Source organism: Rhizorhabdus antheiae, from assembly GCF_049889055.1.
GTDB lineage: Bacteria > Pseudomonadota > Alphaproteobacteria > Sphingomonadales > Sphingomonadaceae > Rhizorhabdus.
Map to the genome: position 1 here is coordinate 35179 of NZ_JBLTWO010000013.1, position 16007 is coordinate 51185.

Sequence of the window (16007 nt, forward strand, 5' to 3'; positions counted from 1 at the left end):
GGGTGGAAGGGTTGCTCCCCCTCCATGCCGGCCGGCCTGTCTCGCCCTGACGGGCTCAGGATCGCGGCCGTCGGCATTGCCAACCTCCCGACATCGCCCAGATCGATTCGCATCCGCCACGACCGGCGGACGTCCCGTTTTCAGAGCAGGCCGGACAGGATGTGGAGGCCGACCCCGATAAGTCCGCCGACGATGGTGCCGTTGACGCGGATATATTGCAGGTCGCGTCCCACCGCATTTTCCAGCTGCGACGTCACCGTGCGGGCATCCCAGCTGCGAATCGTCTCGGACACCAGCTTGACGATACCGTCGCCATAATCGGCGACCAGCCCGACGGTGATACGACGGGCGAAGCGGTTGATCGTCAGGCGCAGCTGCGCGTCCGTCTGCAGCGTCTCTCCCAGCTGGCGGAGCGCTGCGCCGAATTGTCCGCCGATCGCTGCATCGGGATTGCGCGCGCTCTCGATCAGCTTCACCCGCGCATTCTGCCACAGCGTGTCGAGCCAGGCGGCGACTGCGGGGCTGGCGATGATCTCCGCCTTCATCGCAGCGACCCGTTCGCGCATCACGGGATCGTTCTGCAGCCGGTCGGCAAGCTGTTCCAGCCCCTCCTGCGCCTTGCTGCGCAGCGGATGATCGGGGTCGGTCGCCATGTCGTCGAGCAGCTTGTGCAGCCCCTCGACGATCGCGGTCGACAATTTCTCGTCGAGGCCGGTCCAGCGCATGAACTTGCCTGTTCGCGACTGGACCATGTCATGGATCATTGTCTCGTTGTGGAGCAGGATGCGGCCCGCCCAGCCGATCAGTCCGTCGAGCATCTCGGCATGGCGGTTCTCCACGATCGCCGCGTCGAGCGTGCGGCCGATCAGGGGGGCGATGTCGAACGCCTTAAGCCGGCTCGCCAGCGCGCCCTTCACCATCGCGCCCAGCCGATCGTCGCCGAGCGATTCGAGGATGGTTGCCAACGCACGACCGATGCCGCCGCGCGCGCGGCCGGGCGCCGGAGGCTGGGCGAGAAGCCGGCCGATCGCGGCAGCCACATCGACCTTCTGCATCCGCCGGGCGACGACCGAGGCTGTGAGAAAGTTGACCCGCAGAAAGGCGGCGAGATTGTCGCCGATCCGGTCCTTGTTGCGCGGGATGATCGCAGTGTGCGGGATGGGCAGGCCGAGCGGGTGACGGAACAGCGCCGTCACCGCAAACCAGTCGGCAAGGCCGCCGACCATCGCCGCCTCTGCGAAGGCGCGGAGATAGCCCCATGCGGCAGATTCGCCGGGCGCCTCGTGCGATCGGGCGAGGATGTAGAGGCCCGCCATCACGACGAGCAGGCCCGATGCGACGACGCGCATGCCGCGCACACCGCCCTGCGCGGGATTGAAGCGGTCGAGCCCGGTCGCCTGGAAGATGTTCATGCGATCTAAATGGCCGTTGGGCGGGATAGTTCAACCAAAAGGAGAGCCGCCCCAGCCTTTCGGGCGGGACGCGGGGGGCGGCATGGTCGGTCCCTCATTCGGCGGCGTGCGGCGTGCCCTTCGTCTCATGGTCCGCCGGCGTGATCAGGAACTTGCCCAGCTTGGGGCCGATCCATTTCTCCAGATCGTCCGCCAGGGTGAAGCCCGCCGGCACGATAACGAGCGTCAAGAGCGTCGACATGGTGATCCCGCCAATCACGCAGACCGCCATCGGCGCACGCCAGCTGCTGTCGCCCGAGAGACCGAGCACGATCGGCAACATCCCCGCGATCATCGCGACCGAGGTCATGATGATCGGCTGGGCGCGCTTGTGGGCGGCCTCGAGGATCGCTTCCGTGCGGTCGACACCGCGACGCATCTCCTCGATCGCGAAATCGACGAGCAGGATCGAGTTCTTCGCCACGATGCCCAGCAGCATCAGCAGGCCGATATAGACCGGCATCGAGACCGACATGCCCCAGATCTTCAGGAAGACGATCCCGCCCAGGGGGGCCAGCAACAGCGAGCCCATGTTGACGAAGGGCGGCAACACCCGCTTGTAGAGCAGCACCAGCACCGCGAAGACGAGCAGCACGCCGGCGGTCACCGCGATGACGAAGCCGGCGATCAGATCGCCCTGCAACTCCTGCTCGCCGAACTTGACCTGGCGGACCCCGAGCGGCAGCGCCTTCAGGATCGTCGATTTGTCCATATAACCATAGGCTTCGCTGCTGATGACCCCCGGGGCCAGGTCGGCACCGACCACGAGACGGCGAACCTGATTATAGCGACGGATCTTTGACGGCCCCGCGCCGAACGAGATGTCGGCGACGACCTTGAGCGGGACCGATGTGCCGAAGCTGGTCTGCACCGGCAGATTCTCGATCGCCGCGAGATCGCGACGCGAGTCCTCGCTCAACGAAACGCGGATCGGGATCTGGCGATCGCTCAGCGAGAATTTCGCCATATTCTGCTCGATGTCGCCCAAAGTCGCGATACGGATCGCATTGCTCAGCGCGGCGGTCGTAACCCCCAGATCGGCGGCAAGGTCGAGACGCGGCTTGATGATCAGCTCGGGGCGCTGGATGTCGCCGTCGATGCGCGGGTCGCGCATCAGCGGGCTCTTGCGCATCTGTCCGATCAGGGTGTTCGCGGTCTGCTGAAGGATGATCGGATCGTCGCCGGCCAGCATGACCGTGATGTCGCGGCCGAACCCGCCGCTCTGCGACTGGAAGTTTACCCGCGCATCGGGGATCTTCGCCAGCAGCGGGGCCGTCTCGCGCTCGAACTCGATGCTCGAGCGCTTGCGCTCGTTGGCGGGTTTCAGCGTGACGTAGATCGTCGCGAAGCGGGTGTCGCCATTATCGCCGATATCGGCGAAGGCGTTGAGCACCTCGGGCTGGCTGCGCAGGATCTCGGTCGCCTGGTCGGCCACGCGCTGCGTATCCTCCGCAACCCGCGCGCCCGGCGTGAGCTCGATCTTGACCGAGCTGTAATCGATGTCGAGTGGCGGCTGGAACTCGCTCGGGGTCGTCGCAAACAAGATGATCGTGAGAATGAAGGAGACGACGCCCAGCCCGATCGTCTTCCAGCGGTTCCGCAGCGACCATTGCAGCACGCCGATATAGCGATCCATCATCGGGCCGCCGCCATGCTGCTTCACACCCTCGGCCTTGAGGAAATAGGCTGCCGCCATCGGCGTGATCAGGCGCGCGACCAGCAAGCTCATCATCACGGCGACAGCAACGGTAAGGCCGAACTGCTTGAAGAACTGACCGGGGATGCCGGGCATGAACGACACCGGCAGAAACACCGCCACGATCGACATCGTCGTGGCGACGACGGCAAGGCCGATCTCGTCGGCCGCGTCCATGGCGGCCTGATAGGCGCTCTTGCCCATGCGCATGTGCCGGACGATATTCTCGATCTCGACGATGGCGTCGTCGACGAGGATGCCTGCCACCAGGCTGAGCGCGAGCAGGCTGATCGTGTTCAGCGTAAAGCCCATCAGGCTCATGAACCAGAAGGTCGGGATCGCCGAGAGCGGGATCGCGATCGCCGAGATCAAGGTCGCGCGCCAGTCGCGCAGGAAGAAGAACACCACTACGACCGCGAGCACCGAACCTTCGATCATCGCATCGATGGCCGAGTGATATTGCTCCTTGGTGTAGGGGACGCTCGTGTAGAGCTCCTTATACTCGACCTTGGGGTTCTCCTTGCGCAGCTCGTCGAGGACCTTGACGACATTGTCATAGACCTCGACGTCCGAAGCGCCCTTGGCCTTCTGGATGCCGACCGATAGCACCTGACGGTCGTTCATCTTGGAAATCTGGCGCTGCTCCCCGAAGGAGTCGCGCACGGTGGCGATATCGGCCAGTCTTACGGTGCGCCCGTCGCCGACTGAAATCTGGGTCTGGCCGAGCTCATAGGCCGATGTGGCGTTGCCCAGCACGCGGACCGACTGTTCGGCGCCGGCCAGTTCGGCACGCCCGCCAGCGGCGTTGAGGTTGGTTGTGCGCAGGATGTTGTTGACCTGCACCGCAGTCACGCCCTGCGCCTGCATCCGCGCAGGATCGAGAATGACGCGGATCTCGCGCGAGACGCCGCCGCCGCGAAAGGCGCCTGCAATGCCTTCGATCGCCTGCAACCGCTTGATGACCGTATTGTCGGTGTACCAGCTGAGCTGCTCGAGGGTCATGTCGAGACCTTCGACCGAATAATAGGCGATCGGCCCGCCATCGACGTCGATGCGCTTGGTCACCGGCTCCAAAATGCCTTCGGGCAGTTCGGACCGGATCTTGGACACCGCGTCGCGCACGTCGTTGACCGCGCGGTCGACCGGCGTCCCGAGCTGGAACTCGATATTCGTGCCGGACAGGCCCTCGCTGACATAAGAGGTGATCGACTTCACATTGCCGATCGACGACACCGCCGCCTCGACGCGCCGGGTGATCTGCGTCTCCATTTCTGTCGGCGCGGCGCCGGGCTGCAGGATTTCGACACTGACGCCGGGGAAGCTGATGTCCGGCATCTGGTTGATGTCGAGGCGCGCGAAGCTGATCAGCCCCGCCAGCGTCAGGCCGAGAAACAGCACGATCGGTGGAATGGGGTTCCGGATCGCCCAGGCGGAGATGTTGTTCATCGCGCTTTCCTCGCTCAGCGGGCGGCGGGGCGGTTGGACAGCTGCGGTGTGACCTTGTCGCCGGGGTTGAGGAAGGCACCTGCGGACAGGACGACCTTCTCGTTGCCCTGCAGGCCCGAAAGCACCACGACGCCGGCATCGGACACGTCGCCCGTCTTAACCTCGCGACGGATCACCTTGTCGTCGGGACCGACAACAAAGACGAAAGAACCCTTGTCGTCGTGCAGCACGGCCGACTCGGGCAACTGCGGCGCCTTGACGGTACCGCTGCGGATCGCCGCGCTGGCAAAACCGCCCGGGCGAAGCGCCGGGTCATAGCGCAGCTGGATGCGCGCCGTGCCCTGGCGCGTCTGCGGATCGATGACCGGGGAGATCTGCCACACCGTCCCCGTAAAGGCGCGACTGCCGCCGATCGGGGTGACCTGCGCGGTATCGCCGACCTTCAGCCGGGCGATGTCCTGTTCGGCGAGCTGGGCGCGGATTTCGATCTCGCCGTCCTTCGCGACGCGGAACAGCGCGCCGGCACCTGCGCCGACCACCTGGCCCGGCTCGACCGCGCGGGTCAGGACGAGGCCGGAGGCGGGCGAGCGAATGCTGAGCCGGCCGATCTGGGCGCGGCTTTCGCCGAGCTGCGCTTCGGCCACGGCCACGCGGGCGACTGCCGCGTCGCGGGTGGCGGTGCGGCGGTCGATATCGGCCTTGGAGATGAAGCCACGGGCGACCAGCGCCTTGGCGCGGTCGAGCTCGGCCTGCGCCAGCTGTGCATCGGCGCGCGCGACGCGGACACCGGCGGCCAGCGAGGCGGCCTGCTGCGTCTGGACCGATCGCTCGATCACCGCCAATGTCTGGCCCGCCTTGACCCAGGTGCCCGGTTCGACGAGCACCGCCTGGACCATCCCGCCTTCGCCGGCGATGCCGACCGGCATCTCACGCTTCGCAGCGAGCGTGCCGGTTGCGGAGACGGTGGTGACGACATCGGTGCTGCCGGGGATGATCACGGTCACGCCGGGTGCCGGCGGGGCGGCGGGCTTGGCCTTGTCGCCACCGAACAGGACATATCCGATCACGCCAAGCGCGATCAGGCCCGCAACAGCGGCCCCGATGATGGTCCAGCGGCGGCGGCGGGCCTGCTCCTCGTCGAAGTCATAAGCCCTGTAGTCCGTCTGGATGCCGGATTCGACGTTCATCCCCATAATCCCGTAATCGGCCGCGCGGGCCCCCTTCGCTTCGATCCAGCTGTATTATATTAATACATCACCCCGCTCAAGGGGCAGCGCTCGAGACGAAAGCCGCAGGGATCATAACGGTCCCGAAAGGCGTTCATGCCGCGTGCAGCGAGGATCCACCAAAGTGCGGATAGCACGCACGGGGAGTTGCGGCAAAGCAGGAGCAAGACCAATATGGCAGTTAGTTTTTCCCGGTTCGGTGGCGCGGCGCTTCTGGCCGCAGCTGCGGCAGCGCCGCTGATGGCGCAGCAGCCGATGCTTCCGCCGGGCCATCCGCCGGTGATCGGCACGCGGCTCGACATCGTCGCGTCCGGCGAAGTCACCGCCATTCCGGACATCGCCACCGTCGGGGCAGGGGTCGTAACGCAGGCACCCACCGCCGCCGAGGCGATGAAGGATAATGCCCGGCGCACGGCGGCGACCGTCGCGGCGATCCGCAAGGCTGGCGTGGCGGATCGCGACATCCAGACCACCTCGGTCTCGCTCAGCCCGCAATACCGTTATGCCGACAACCAGCCGCCGGTGATCACCGGTTATCAGGCGTCTTCGCGTGTGAGCGTGCAGTTCCGCGATATCAAGGCGGCAGGCCCCGTGCTCGACGCGCTGGTTGCTGCGGGCGCCAACCAGATCGATGGCCCGTCGCTGTCGATCGACAAGCCCGAGCCCCTGCTCGACAAGGCGCGCGAGAAGGCCGTGGCCACGGCGAAGCAGCGCGCCGATCTCTATGCCCGCGCAGCCGGCATGCGCGTCAAGCGTATCCTCGCGATCAGCGAAGGCTCGACCGAACCCATGCCGATCTATCGCCCGATGGCTGCGATGGCGATGGTGCGCAAGGAGGCCGCTGCCGACACGATGATCGAAGCCGGCGAGCAGAAGATGTCGGTCAGTATTTCTGTGACGTTCGAACTCGAATGATGGTCCGGCGGTGACGCGCGCGCAGCGTGGCGTCACCGCCGCCCGCCGGCCTTCCATCCGCTTTGCCTTTGCGGCGGTCTAAAGCCTGTTTGGGATCGTCGGCGCGATGAGGAACGGCGGATGCGGCCGACGATGTCGGCAATGACGACGCTGGCGAGGAAGGCGAGAAAGACTCCCGCGATGAACCATCGGATGAGCGCGCTTTCCATGGTGGTTGCTCCGGCGAATGGCTGACAAGGCAGGCAAAGCTGAACCGGCTACGCCTCGCTGCTCCCGATCGCTCCCAGCGATCGAGCCATCCCCGATCACCACCATATACTCGTGATACGAAACCGGATCAATCACGGCTGCCGCGTCTGCGTCAGGCGTGGCATCCCCTGCACGCAACGAACTTTCCTCCCGCTGATAATGATCAGGCGCGATGACAGCATGTGTTGGGTGGGGATGCGGGTGCGGGGAGGAGATATGCTGGTGCGCTTTTCGGTCGGAGGCGAATGCCTCTTCGAAGCGGAAGTGACGTGCGTTCCGGCGGCAGGCTCGGAGGTCATCTTCGTCAGCTCCGCAGCGGGGCGCGGCATACCGACTGGCAGCGTGGTGGCCGCTCGGGTGTCGGCCGAGATCGGCCCGATCTTCGATTTCAGCGCCGATCCGCCGCTGGTCGTCCTCTCTCTTGACCAGGCTCAGGCGATGCCGCCCATTAGCGGCGGACCGTCCGCGCAGGATGGCATAGCGTAGCGTCGCGTGCAAACGGACATAGGCCAAAGACCAAGGGTTCTGGACAGGCGTTCATAAGGAATCGCTATCAAATCCACCATATTGCGTATTGGACAGCCCCGGTCTCTTCCCGGACATTTTCCGCCAGAAAAGCATAGATGTCGGGAAGTGGGATGCAGCGCAGCCATAGCTGTCGGGACGAGCGATGACTCGTCGCAGGGATCAGGACGCGGCGTCGGCGCCATTGGCGGGCCATCTGGTCGTCGATCTGCTGGGTGGCGAGTTGGGCAAGATCGGGCACATCTTCGCGGATCTCGGCGCGAAGGTGTTCATGCCGCGCCTCTGTTGGGTCGACCACCCCGCAATCACGGGCAAGGCGGCTCTGACGGCTGCGGTCGCAGATGCGGGAAAGGAAAGGCTTGTCCTGTCCGGTTCGATCGAGGAACGCGCGCGCCAGCTGCGCGATCTCGCCCGTGACGCTGATCTTCTGCTGCTGCCTTATCCTTTGGCTGAGGACTATGGCGTCCCCGCCGCCGCCTTCGACGCGGTTCTGAAATCCCGCGCGGTGCGGATGACGGTCAGCGGATTCGGCCTGGGCAATGCGTTTAGCGATTGGCAGGCGACCGATCCGGTGCTGCACGCCCTGTCGAGCGAACTGTCGCGATCGGGTATCGCCGGGCGCCCCCCCCTGCTGCCGCCGGGCCAGCTGGCGCTCGAATGCGCGATGTCGCAGGGTGCCTTCGTGGCGATGGCCGCACTCCACGCCGCGCAGCGGACGGGGCAGGGCGACCGGATCGACTTCTCGCTGCTCGATGGGGCCGTACAGGCGCTGGACCCGGGCTTCGGTATCGCCGGCAGCGCCACACTCGGACGCTCGGCGGCGGCGCTGCCGCCCGGACGCCCGGCCGCTGGGACTTTGTACCCGATCCACGCCTGTGCCGATGGGAAGGTCCGGATCTGCGTGCTGGCACCGCGCCAGTGGCAGAACATGTTCCGCTGGATGGGGTCGCCGCCGGCCTTTGCGGGGCCTGAATTCAACCGGCTCGACGTCCGGCAGGCGTCGTTGCCGCTGCAGGAGGCGATTGCGGCCTTCTTCGCCAAGCGGAGCAAGGCCGATCTCGTCGCCGAAGGTGCGTTGCAGGGCGTTCCGATTTCTGCGGTGCTGACACTGGAGGAATGTCTCGCGACCGATCATGTCGAAGCGCGCGGCGTGCTGGCCGAGACGCTGCTGGCCGACGGCAGACGGGTGTGGATTCCCGACAGCCCGATCCGGTTCGGGGACAGCGTGGGAGCGTCGACAAAGGCTGCTGCGAAGCGCACCCGTGAGATGCCGACGACCGCGCTTCCTCTGACCGGCCTCAAGGTCCTCGACCTCGGCGTGATCGTGGTCGGGGGGGAGCAGGGGCGGCTGCTTGCCGATCTCGGAGCGGATGTCGTCAAAGTCGAGAGCGCGGCCTTTCCGGATGGGACCCGGCACAGCTATCTGCCTACGGGCCTGTCGGTCGGCTTTGCCGCCGGGCATCGCAACAAGCGCAGCCTGGGGCTCGACTTGCGGCACCCGGAGGGCAAGGCGCTGTTCCTGCGCCTCGCGGCGGAAGCCGACGTGATCCTGTCCAACTTCAAGCCTGGCACGATGGAATCGCTCGGCTTCGACTACGCCACGATCGCCGCAGTCAATCCGGGCATCATCATGGTCGACAGCAGCGCTTTCGGGGCGGATGGCCCCTGGGCGGACCGGATGGGCTATGGGCCGCTCGTCCGTGCGGCGTCGGGCCTGACCAGCAAATGGTGCTATCCCGACGATCCGGCGGCGCACAGCGATGCCGTCACCATCTACCCCGACCATTCGGCAGCGCGTTATGGGGTCATCGCTACGCTGGCGTTGCTCCATCGCCGCGCCGCGACCGGGCGCGGGGGCACGGCGTCGATCTCCCAGCTCGACGTGATGCTCGATCATTTCTCGGCAGAGATTGCCGGCAAAGCAGCCGGGATCGCAGACTGGAACGCGCCCCTTGATGCGCCGTGGGGCGTGTTTCGAGCATCGGGCGACGATAATTGGTGCGTCGTCACCGTCCGGGACGACGAGGACTGGAGAGCGCTCGCCCAGGTGATGGGACGGGCGGACTGGCTGTCCGACCACGCCTTGGCCGAAAGGGCCGGCCGGCTTGTGCGGCGGGGGGAGATCGAGGCGGCGGTTTCGGCCTGGATGATCGCGCAGGGCGCCGATGCAGCGATGCAGACGTTGCAGGCGGCTGGTGTCCCTGCTGCGCGGATGCTGCGCATCGCCGACCTTCCCGACTTCCCTTATTATCGCGAGCGCGGCCTGTTCCGTGTCGACCGCCATCCGCATCTGGAGGAGGACGTGATCGCAGAGCGCTTCCACGCGCGCTCCGAAGCGGTCCGTGCGCTGCCTGCCATGCCTGCGCCGTTGATGGGGCAGCAGAGCGCCGAGGTCGTGCGCGACTGGCTGGCAATGCCCGAAGGCGAGATCGACGGCCTCTTTGCCTCCGGCGCCTTGCAGGGTGTCGACCCGAAGATCGAACAGATGCTCGCTGCCGGGCTCGGTCGCGGCGAAAGATCGCCCGCCTAGGGCTTCCGCGCTGCGGACCATGGACAGATAGAAGACCAGAGATTGAGGAGACAGGCATGAATTCGAGCGTCGACGAAAGCCGCATTCCCGTGATCATCGGCATCGGCGAGGTGCTCGATCGGCCGGCTAACGACCTTGAGGGCATGGACGCCTTCGAGCTGATGCTGGCAGCGCTCGAAGAGGCCGAGGCCGACAGCGGTGTCGATATCCTCGACGCGCTCGACTGGCTGGGGGTCGAGGACGAGATTTCCTTCCCCGATCCAGCGCCGCAGGAGCGGGTGGCGGCGCTGATGGGGCGCAGGCCCACGCATCTGCTGAAGACGCATGAGGCGAGCGGCGATGGGCCGATCAAGCTGATCAACGACGCCGCCAATCTGATCGGACGCGGCGAGATTTCACTGGCAGCCGCCGTCGGGGCCGAGGCGTTGCGCACCGCCGCCAAACGCGCGCAGGCCGATATCGCCGCAGGTCGCGAGCCGCCGAAGAGTTCGATCGCGGAGGTCGCTCTCGCCAATGCCAAGCCGCTGGCGCGCAAGCATGGCCTGTTCACGCCGATCGACGTCTACCCACTATATGAAAATGCCGCCCGTGCGGCCTGGGGCCAGTCGCTGGCCGAGGGGCAGGCCGAAAGCGGCAGGATCGGCGAAGGCTTTGCGGCGGTCGCCGCCGCCAATCCCTATGCCTGGATCCGCAAGCCGGTCGATGCCGAGACGATCGCGACGCCGACGCCCGACAACCGCATGGTCAGCTTCCCCTATACCAAGCTGATGGTCGCCAATTCGAGCGTCAACATGGGCGCGGCGGTGATCGTTGCGAGCCTCGCCAAGGCGCGCGAGCTTGGCGTCGACGAAAGCCGCATCGTCTATATCGGCGCCGGCGCGGCAGCCCATGAGGATGAGGATTTTCTGCGCCGCGACAGCTATGCGCGTGCTGCAAGCCTCGAGACGACCGTCCACGCCGCGCTCGATCGCAATGGCGTCGCGGCGGGCGATGTCGACCATGTCGAGCTCTATTCCTGCTTCCCGATCGTGCCGAAGCTGGCGCGCCGTGCGCTGAATTGGCCGCTCGATCGGCCCTGTTCGGTCTATGGCGGGCTGACCTTCGGCGGCGGTCCGATCGGCAATTGCATGATGCATGCCGCCGCGCGGATGGTCGCGAAGCTGCGCGAAGGCGGTCGCCACGGTCTCATCGTCGCCAATGGCGGCTATGCGACGCACAGCCATTCGATGCTGTTCAGCCGTGAACCCGTTCCCGCCGGAACTTTTCCGCAGGACTATGACGTGCAAGCTCTGGCCGAAGCCAAGCGCGGCAAGGTCCCCGAATTGCTCGAGAGCTATGCGGGACCGGGCGAGATCGAAACCTACACCATCCCGTTCGACCGCCACGGCCAGCCGCGCCACGCCACCATCATCGGCCGCACGCCCGATGGCGCACGGTTCGTCGCGCGCGTGCCCGAGACCGATACCGCGACGATCGGGATGCTGATGGCTGAGGACAAACAATCCATAGGCGCGAAAGGAATAGTTTCGGAACGGACCGAAGGTCTGGCAATCTGGACGATGTCCGGCTGATCTGACCATAACCGGACGGGAGGGCGCCGGCCAACGGCGCCCCGCGGACGGGGAGGACAGAGGTGACGCCCATCGATATCCGGCAGATCCGCATGTTCGTGGCGGTCGCCGACACCTTGTCGTTCACGCGGGCGGCCGAAACGCTCCACGTCGCGCAACCCTGGCTGTCGGTCCAGATTCGCAAGCTCGAGGAACAGATCGGTTTCCAGCTGTTCCTGCGTAACCGCAACCGGGGCGTGCTATTGACCGAACAGGGCCACGCCTTTCTCAAGCCCGCGCGCAGCTATGTCGAAGCCGCCAATATGGTCGCCGAGGTCGCGCGCGACATGCGCGCGAACCAGGCCCAGTCGCTGCGGCTGGGCGCTCCGGACTTTTCTGCGGAAATTCCCGCGCGCGAAGCTCTGCTCGACCTGTTCCTCCGCCGCCATCCCCGGATCGAGATCGAGATCGTCAACGCCTGGTCGTCGCAGCTGGTCGATGCGCTGATGCGGCACGAGATCGACCTGGCATTCACCGTCGGACCGTTCGAGCGCGAAGGATGCGAGGTGCTGGACCTCGCCCATTTCCGCTGGGCGCTGCTCGTGGACCGGGAGAGGGCTGATGCTCTGGGGCCGGACATCTCGCTGGAATCACTGCGGGGGCAGCAGATCGCCAGCTTCCGGCGCAACATCAATCCGATCTTCTACGACAGCATCGCGGGCCGTCTGTCTGCACACGGGATCGAGGTTCTTCCGCTGCCCGAGTCATCACTCGCAGGCATTCGGCAGCATGCGATGCGATCGCATGTGCCCGTCCTGATGAGCGAATGGCACGCGGCATCGAATCTCGGACCCGATCTGACGATATTGCCCTTCTCTGAAACAGACTTCACCGTGGCGCTGCATCTCGTCAGGCGCGAGAATGACGACCGTTCCGCGGTGCGCGCGCTTTGGAGGCTGGCGAGCGAAGTCGCGCAAGCCAAGGTTGATAGCAATTTCGTCTCAACCACGGTCTGATACATATTAGACGCGATGGACCTCGCTACATAGCCTCTCAACCTAAGCCGGACGCCCGAAAAGACGCCGGCATGTGATGGAAGAGGATGTCCTTCGCGCGCCATGGCGCGCATCGGGCAAAATGCGGCTCCGACTGGAGGCGCAAGGCTAAGGCCGCTCTTCCGACATCGATGGATCGCCCACCAAGGGGCTTTTGCGCTTGTTCTGGTCTGGAGAGAAATATGGCTGATACCGAAGACGATGTGGTGCTTTACGAAGTCGTCGAGCAGCATATCGGCCTCGTGACGCTGAACCGCCCGGCCAAGCGCAATGCGGTCAACGGCGCGGTTGCACGCACGCTCGACGCGATCGTCAAGAAGACAGAAGCGGACCCGGACATCTGGGCGGTGGTCATAACTTCCGCCGAGGGACCGACTTTCTGCGCAGGGGCCGATCTCGCAGAAGTCGCGGCCGGCCGTGCCGACGAACTCAGCACCCCCGACGGCGGTTTCGCCGGATTCGTCGAAGCCAGGCGGGTCAAGCCCTGGATCGCGGCGGTCAAGGGCAGCGCGCTCGGCGGCGGCCTGGAAATCTCGCTCGCCTGCGACCTGCGTGTCGTGTCGACCGAGACGATCGTCGGCCTGCCCGAGGTCAAGCGCGGACTGATCGCCGGGGCCGGTGGCATCTATCGCCTGCCTCGTCAGCTGCCCCGCGCGATCGCGCTCGAGATGATCGCGACCGGTGAGCCGATCGGCGCTGCCCGCGCCGAGGCGCTCGGCCTCGTCAACCGCGTCGTTGCGGCGGAGCAGGTCGTGGAGACGGCGCTGGGCCTGGCCAAGGCGATCTGCGCCAACGCCCCGATCGCCGTGCGCGAAAGCCTCCAGGTGGCCCGGCTCGCGGCCGAGGTGCCCGAGGATGTTTCGATCGCGGCCACGCGAAAGGCCTTCGACCGGCTGGTGGTGAGCGAGGATTTCGCGGAAGGTCCGCGCGCATTCGTCGAGAAGCGCGCCCCCCGCTGGACGGGCCGCTGATCGCGCATTCGGCGCGGTCCGATCGAGCCCTTGGCAGGACAGGCAAGACGGGGCGTCGGCTGTGCTGGCGCTCACCGGAGGAGTGTGCGCGTCGCCGGTTGGAGCCGGCTTTCGATAATCAAGACAGGTAAGGGGATGGTCTGACATGAGAAACAGGGTTTTGCTCGCCACCACCGCATTGGCGCTCGCCGCTGGGCCGGCCTGGGCGCAGACGGCGCCGCAGTCGACCGATGCCGGCGGGATCGAGGACATCATCGTTACCGCCCGCCAACGTTCGGAATCGCTGCAGTCGGTGCCGGTTGCCGTCGCCGCGATGGACGGTGCCATGATCGAGCGCACTTTCATTCCTGACGTCGACTCGATCGAACGCTTCATGCCCAATGTCGAACTCGGCCGGCATCCCTTCACCGGCGGCGGCATGTCCGCCTCGATCCGCGGCATCAGCTTTGGCGATCTCGACCGCTCGTTCGAGCCGGCGGTCGCCGTCTCGGTCGACGGCGTTTTCCTCGCGTCCAACACGGGCGCGATGATGGACACGTTCGACATCGACGCGATCGAGGTGCTGCGCGGTCCGCAAGGCACGTTGTTCGGTCGCAACACCATCGGCGGCGTGATCAGCATCAAGCGCACCAAGCCGACGATGGACTGGGGCCTGAAGGGCCAGGTCACGGTCGGCAGCTATGGCGTGCGCGAATATAAGGTCGTCGCCAATGCGCCGATCGTCGGGGATGTGCTCGGCCTGAAGATTGGTGGCTATCGCGAGCGTAGCGACAGCTTCACGCGCCGTGCCAGCGACGGCAAGCGCGAGGACGGCATCAATCGCTATTCGCTGTTCGGCGCGCTGCGCTTCAACCCCAGTTCGGCGTTCGACGCGACGCTGTCGATCGACCATATCAACGACAAATCCAAATATCCCAGCCTGGTGCCATTGTCGGCCCCCGGCCAGACCTTCTGCGTCGCTTTCGGCGCCTGCATCGGGACGCAGGGCGAGCGGATCAAGGACAGCGGCTATAAGCTCGCGCTCGACGACTATCCGTTCCAGGCCAAGCTGAAGCACACTGCGGTGACGCTGAACGCCAAGCTGGACGTGATCGACGGCGTCTCGCTCGAATCGATCACCAACTACACCAAGCAGAAGGACGCGCTGAACGTCGAGAACACCGGTGGTGCACCGCTGGCGAACGGCGCACATATCTTCGTGTCGCTGCGCGACCAGACCGCCAACCAGTTCAGCCAGGAAGTGCGCGCGGTCAGCGATCTGGGCGGGGCGTTCGATTTCGTCGCCGGCGTCTATTATATGAAGTCCGAGTTCGACCTCGTGCAGCAGGCGATCGTCACCGGCAACCGCTCGCAATTCTTCGACGCCGGGCAGGACCTCAACGCCTATGCCGCCTATGCCGAGGCCTATGTCGAGCCGATCGACAAGCTGCGGCTCACGGTCGGTGGTCGCTACACCCACGAGAAGAAGAAATTCTACATCCGCTTCCGCAATCCGACGAGCGGCGCGGTTACCGGCCAGTGCCCCGATGCGTCTTCGGCCTATGCGCCCTGCGCCGATCCGGCGGTGACCTTCAGCAAGTTCACCCCGCGGGTGACGGTCGACTATCGCTTCACGCCCGACATCATGGTCTATGCGGGTTGGTCGCGCGGCTATCGCTCGGGTGGCTGGAACAGCCGCGCTACCGTCACCACAGCGATCGGCCCCTATGAGCCCGAGACGGTCGACAGCTATGAAGCGGGGCTGCGCACGACCTTCTGGAACAACCGCGCCCGTGCCAATGTCACGGTCTTCCGCGCGAAGTATAAGAACAAGCAGGAAGAGGTGATCACTGCGTCGCCGATCAACCCGCTGATCACCCAGACCCAGGTGCAGAACGCGGCTTCGGCCACGTTACAGGGTGTCGAGGGCGAGTTCCAGCTGGCGCCGACCCGCTGGCTGAACCTGCGCGCTGCGTTCGGCTATATCGATGGGAAATACGACGCCTTCCTGTCCGCCGGGGCCGACATCCGTAATCTGCGCAACCTGCGCTATGCGCCGAAATGGTCGGTCAGCTTCGGCGGTGATGCGACCATTCCGGTCGAAGCGACGGGCGGCGAGATATTGATCAACGCGAATTACAAATGGACCGACAAGTTCGCGACGTCGGTCATCCGCGATACGACGGGTCTGAACCGCGACTTCATCGATGCCTATGCGACGGTCGATGCGTCGATCGGCTATCGCCACGAACTGGACGACCGCAAGAATGTGACGCTGTCGGCCTTCGTGCAGAACGCCTTCCACAGCAACGGACGGCTCTATCGCAAGGTCATCACCGGGCCCTTCGCCTTCGCCAGCCGCGAAGTCGCGCGGACCTGGGGCCTGACGCTGGGCCTCTCATACTAAAAGGGGG

11 protein-coding genes are annotated in these 16007 nt (G+C 65.6%); 7 read left to right on the forward strand and 4 right to left on the reverse strand.

Going from position 1 to position 16007, the window contains the following annotated elements:
* Positions 1-140: 140 nt before the first annotated feature.
* From ACNI3R_RS18705 to ACNI3R_RS18715, 3 genes are all read right to left on the reverse strand, one after another.
* On the reverse strand, positions 141-1412 hold the full coding sequence (locus tag ACNI3R_RS18705) for a DUF445 domain-containing protein (protein ID WP_426186153.1): 1272 nt from the start codon (positions 1410-1412) through the stop codon (positions 141-143).
* Between the two features lie 94 nt (positions 1413-1506).
* Positions 1507-4593, reverse strand: coding sequence for an efflux RND transporter permease subunit (locus tag ACNI3R_RS18710; protein ID WP_426186155.1), 3087 nt, complete (start codon positions 4591-4593; stop codon positions 1507-1509).
* Positions 4594-4607: 14 nt separating this feature from the next.
* A complete protein-coding gene (locus ACNI3R_RS18715; RefSeq protein WP_426186157.1) occupies positions 4608-5780 on the reverse strand; it encodes an efflux RND transporter periplasmic adaptor subunit in 1173 nt (390 codons plus the stop codon).
* A 213-nt stretch (positions 5781-5993) separates the two neighbouring features.
* Between ACNI3R_RS18715 and ACNI3R_RS18720 the strand changes: the two genes are divergently transcribed.
* On the forward strand, positions 5994-6734 hold the full coding sequence (locus ACNI3R_RS18720; RefSeq protein WP_426186159.1) for an SIMPL domain-containing protein: 741 nt from the start codon (positions 5994-5996) through the stop codon (positions 6732-6734).
* Between the two features lie 32 nt (positions 6735-6766).
* On the opposite strand, the gene ACNI3R_RS18725 is transcribed toward ACNI3R_RS18720, so the two are convergent.
* The gene (locus ACNI3R_RS18725) at positions 6767-6943 is read right to left on the reverse strand and encodes a hypothetical protein (RefSeq protein WP_426186161.1); all 177 of its coding nucleotides are present in this window, start codon (positions 6941-6943) and stop codon (positions 6767-6769) included.
* Positions 6944-7199: 256 nt separating this feature from the next.
* Between ACNI3R_RS18725 and ACNI3R_RS18730 the strand changes: the two genes are divergently transcribed.
* The 6 genes from ACNI3R_RS18730 to ACNI3R_RS18755 all read left to right on the forward strand — a co-directional run bounded on the left by ACNI3R_RS18730 (position 7200) and on the right by ACNI3R_RS18755 (position 16000).
* On the forward strand, positions 7200-7469 hold the full coding sequence (locus ACNI3R_RS18730) for a hypothetical protein (RefSeq protein ID WP_426186163.1): 270 nt from the start codon (positions 7200-7202) through the stop codon (positions 7467-7469).
* A 184-nt stretch (positions 7470-7653) separates the two neighbouring features.
* Entirely contained in the window at positions 7654-10038 is a 2385-nt protein-coding gene (locus tag ACNI3R_RS18735) for a CaiB/BaiF CoA-transferase family protein (protein WP_426186165.1), read from the forward strand.
* 56 nt (positions 10039-10094) lie between these two features.
* Positions 10095-11609 (forward strand): acetyl-CoA acetyltransferase, encoded by a 1515-nt coding sequence (locus ACNI3R_RS18740; protein WP_426186167.1) that lies wholly within the window; start codon positions 10095-10097, stop codon positions 11607-11609.
* 62 nt (positions 11610-11671) lie between these two features.
* Positions 11672-12604, forward strand: a complete 933-nt coding sequence (locus tag ACNI3R_RS18745) for a LysR family transcriptional regulator (RefSeq protein WP_426186169.1) — start codon at positions 11672-11674, stop codon at positions 12602-12604.
* Between the two features lie 221 nt (positions 12605-12825).
* Complete coding sequence (locus tag ACNI3R_RS18750) at positions 12826-13614, forward strand: enoyl-CoA hydratase-related protein (RefSeq protein WP_426186171.1); 789 nt, start codon at positions 12826-12828, stop codon at positions 13612-13614.
* Positions 13615-13759: 145 nt separating this feature from the next.
* The gene (locus ACNI3R_RS18755; protein WP_426186173.1) at positions 13760-16000 is read left to right on the forward strand and encodes a TonB-dependent receptor; all 2241 of its coding nucleotides are present in this window, start codon (positions 13760-13762) and stop codon (positions 15998-16000) included.
* Positions 16001-16007: the final 7 nt, after the last annotated feature.